Annotated in this window: 3 protein-coding genes and 1 pseudogene; 2 read left to right on the top strand and 2 right to left on the bottom strand. The window is 72.2% G+C overall.

Annotated elements, in window-relative coordinates; genetic code table 11:
* Positions 1–934 (top strand): aldehyde dehydrogenase family protein (locus tag KN815_RS45080; RefSeq protein ID WP_216347594.1); only part of this gene is annotated, 934 nt, incomplete at its 5' end.
* 227 nt (positions 935–1,161) lie between these two features.
* Here the strand turns inward: KN815_RS45080 and KN815_RS45075 are convergent.
* Together KN815_RS45075 and KN815_RS45070 are read right to left on the bottom strand one after the other, a co-directional pair.
* Entirely contained in the window at positions 1,162–1,851 is a 690-nt protein-coding gene (locus tag KN815_RS45075) for a glycerophosphodiester phosphodiesterase (protein ID WP_216347593.1), read from the bottom strand.
* On the bottom strand, positions 1,848–2,870 hold the full coding sequence (locus KN815_RS45070) for an adenosine deaminase (RefSeq protein ID WP_216347592.1): 1,023 nt from the start codon (positions 2,868–2,870) through the stop codon (positions 1,848–1,850). Before KN815_RS45070 ends, KN815_RS45075 begins: the two co-directional genes overlap by 4 nt.
* A gap of 112 nt (positions 2,871–2,982) precedes the next feature.
* Here KN815_RS45070 and KN815_RS45065 point away from each other — a divergent pair.
* Positions 2,983–3,258 (top strand): annotated as a pseudogene (locus tag KN815_RS45065) (sigma-70 family RNA polymerase sigma factor); the annotation flags it as partial.

The following is a 3,258-nucleotide window of genomic DNA, read 5'->3' as shown; positions in this document are numbered from 1 at the left end:
TACGGTCGTCATCAAGCCCTCGGACACCACCCCCGCCTCCACCGTGCTGATCGCCGAGATCATCGGCGGAGTGCTGGCGGAACTGGGCCATCCGCAGGGCGTCTTCAACGTGATCTGCGGCGACCGCGAGACCGGCCGGCTGATGGTCGAGCACTCCGTGCCCGCCATGGCGTCCATCACCGGCTCGGTGCGGGCCGGCAAGCAGGTCGCCGAGAGCGCCTCGAAGGACGTCAAGCGGGTGCATCTGGAGCTCGGCGGCAAGGCCCCCGTGGTCGTCTTCGAGGACACCGACATCCCCAAGGCGGTCGAGGACATCTCGGTCGCGGGCTTCTTCAACGCGGGCCAGGACTGCACGGCCGCCACCCGGGTGCTGGTCCACGAGTCGATCCACGACGAGTTCGTGAGCGCGCTCGCCAAGGCCGCCGCCGAGACCAAGACCGGCGCGCCCGACGACGAGGACGCGCTGTACGGGCCGTTGAACAACGCCAACCAGTTGGCCCAGGTCTCCGGCTTCATCGACCGGCTCCCCGCCCATGCCAAGGTCGAGGCGGGCGGCCACCGGGTCGGCGACAAGGGCTTCTTCTACGCACCCACCGTGGTCTCCGGGCTCAAGCAGGACGACGAGATCATCCAGAACGAGGTCTTCGGCCCGGTCATCACCGTGCAGTCCTTCTCGGAGGAGGCGCAGGCGATCTCGTACGCCAACGGCGTGGAGTACGCGCTGGCTTCGTCGGTGTGGACCAAGGACCACGCCCGCGCGATGCGGATGTCCAAGGCGCTGGACTTCGGCTGCGTGTGGATCAACACCCATATCCCGCTGGTCGCCGAGATGCCGCACGGCGGCTTCAAGAAGTCCGGCTACGGCAAGGACCTCTCCGCCTACGGCTTCGAGGACTACACCCGCATCAAGCACGTCATGACGTCGCTGGGCTGATCCCGGGCCGGTTCCGGGCCGATCAGGGCCGACCCCGGGCTGATCCCGGGCCGGTTCCGAGCCGATCAGGGCCGACCCCGGCCGATTCCCGCGCCGGGCTTGTCACTTGGTCATGGCAGGATCCCCTGCCATGACCAAGTGGAGCCGGGCGGCCCGGCCGCGTCCGAGCCGGGGTTCCGCCACTACGGACCGGCGCCGCGGCCTGTACGAAGCCCGTCAGCCGGTGATCAGCCGCTGAGCAGAAGGGCCGCCAGGGCGCCGACCCGGTTGGTGGTGATGCCATCGACGCCCGCCCGCAGCAGCCGCGACATCGACCGCCGGGTGTCGGCGGTCCAGGCGGAGACCAGCAGCCCGTCGGCGTGATGGCGGGCGACCAGCTCCCGGGAGACCAGCCCGAAGCGGCAGTTGAGCCACCGGGGGCGCAGCGCGGCCAGCAGCGCCGCACCGGGCGGGGCCAGCGTCGTCCAGGTCAGCGCTATCTCGGCGTCCGGCTCCGCGCGGCGCACGGCGTGCAGGGCCGCCAGCGCGCCGCAGTAGTACACCCGGTCGCCCGCCCCGCTCTCCCGCACCTCGGCGACGGCGGCGGGCGCGGCCGACGCGTCCGGCAGGTCGATCAGCAGCCGGGTGGAACCGGCGCAGGCGAGGGCCTCGCGCAGGGTCGGGACGCCCCCGCCGGTCAGCCGCCGCACCTCGTCGGCGGTCAGCCCGGACAGCGGCCGGTCCTGGCCCCACAGCCGCTTCAGCGTGGCGTCGTGGAGCAGTACCGGCACCCCGTCCCGGGTCAGCCGTACGTCGATCTCGACCGCGCCCGCCCCCGCGCGCACCGCGGAGCGGATCGAGGGCAGGGTGTTCTCACGGCACACATACGGGTCGCCGCGGTGGCCGACCGGGACGCAGCGCGCCCCCGCCGCCCTCATCGGCCCGCGACCGCCGTATAGGCGTCGATCTCCGCGGCGAGCCGCGCCTTGCCCTCGGCGTCCAGGAAGGACGCCTCGACGGCGTTCTTCGCCAGGGCCGCGACGCCCGCCGCGTCCAGGTCCAGCAGCCGGGCCGCGACCTGGTACTCGGTGTTGAGGTCGGTGCCGAACATCGGCGGGTCGTCGCTGTTGATCGTGACGATCACCCCGGCCTCGACCATCTGCTTCAGGGGGTGCTCATCGAGCGTGGCGACGGCGCGCGTGGCGAGGTTGGAGGTCGGGCAGACCTCCAACGGAATGCGATGCTCCGCGAGATGGGCGAGCAGCTTCGGGTCCTGGACGGCACTGGTGCCATGGCCGATGCGCTCGGCCCGCAGCTCGATCAGGGCGTCCCAGATCGTCTGCGGTCCGGTGGTCTCGCCCGCATGCGGCACGCTGCGCAGCCCGGCGGCGATGGCCCGGTCGAAGTACGGCTTGAACTGGGGGCGCGGCACCCCTATCTCCGGGCCGCCGAGGCCGAAGCCGACCAGCCCCTCGGGGCGCAGCTCACAGGCGATCCGGGCGGTCTCCTCGGCGGCCTCGAGTCCGGCCTCGCCGGGAATGTCGAAGCACCAGCGCAGCACCGTGCCGAACTCCGACTCGGCCGCCTTACGGGCGTCCTCGATCGCCTCGACGAAGGCGGTGTCCGGGATGCCGCGCCGGGTCGAGCTGTAGGGGGTGACGGTCAGCTCGGCGTAGCGGATGTTCTGCCGGGCCATGTCGCGGGCGATCTCGTAGGTCAGCAGCCGGACGTCCTCGGCGTTGCGGATCAGGTCCACCACGGAGAGATAGATCTCGACGAAGTGCGCGAAGTCCCGGAAGACGAAGTACTCGGCGAGTGCCTCGGGGTCGGTGGGCACCTTGGAGTCGGGGTGCCGGGCGGCCAGCTCGGCCACGATGCGCGGGGACGCGGACCCCACGTGGTGCACATGGAGCTCCGCCTTGGGCAGCCCGGCGATGAAGGTGGTCAGATCGGTCAACGAAACCTCCGGGAGACGCCCGCCGACGGCGGGTTCCGGTCATCGTATGGTGTGTCGCCGACGGGCCCGCCACAGGCCGTAGCATGGGCGGACGTCTTTGTGGGGGAGCTTCATGGCCGACCAGCACGACCCGTCCGAGCCGCAGGATGAGCCACGGCGGCCCGGGCAGCCGAGGCAGCCCGAACCGCGCGAGCGCGACCCCTGGGCTCCACCGGCGCAGCGGGTCGCGATGGACAAGAGCCCGATGGATCAGGCGCCGGCCGGACAAGGGCCACCGGCTCCCCGCCCCCCGGTGGCCGAGCAGCCGACCCTCACCTCCTATACCGCCATGCCGGGCCCGACGCCTCCGCCTCCTCCGCCGCCCCCGCCGGGCCCCGTGGCCGCACCG

Source organism: Streptomyces niphimycinicus (genome assembly GCF_018883605.1).
GTDB classification, from domain to species: Bacteria; Actinomycetota; Actinomycetes; order Streptomycetales; family Streptomycetaceae; genus Streptomyces; species Streptomyces niphimycinicus.
Note: the sequence above shows the minus strand (reverse complement) of the source record. Positions and strands in the feature narration are given on the sequence as shown.

Excerpts from the sequence above, each read along its gene's own strand:
- KN815_RS45075 (WP_216347593.1), bottom strand. The coding sequence starts at position 1,851 with ATGAGGGCGGCGGGGGCGCGCTGCGTCCCGGTCGGCCACCGCGGCGAC.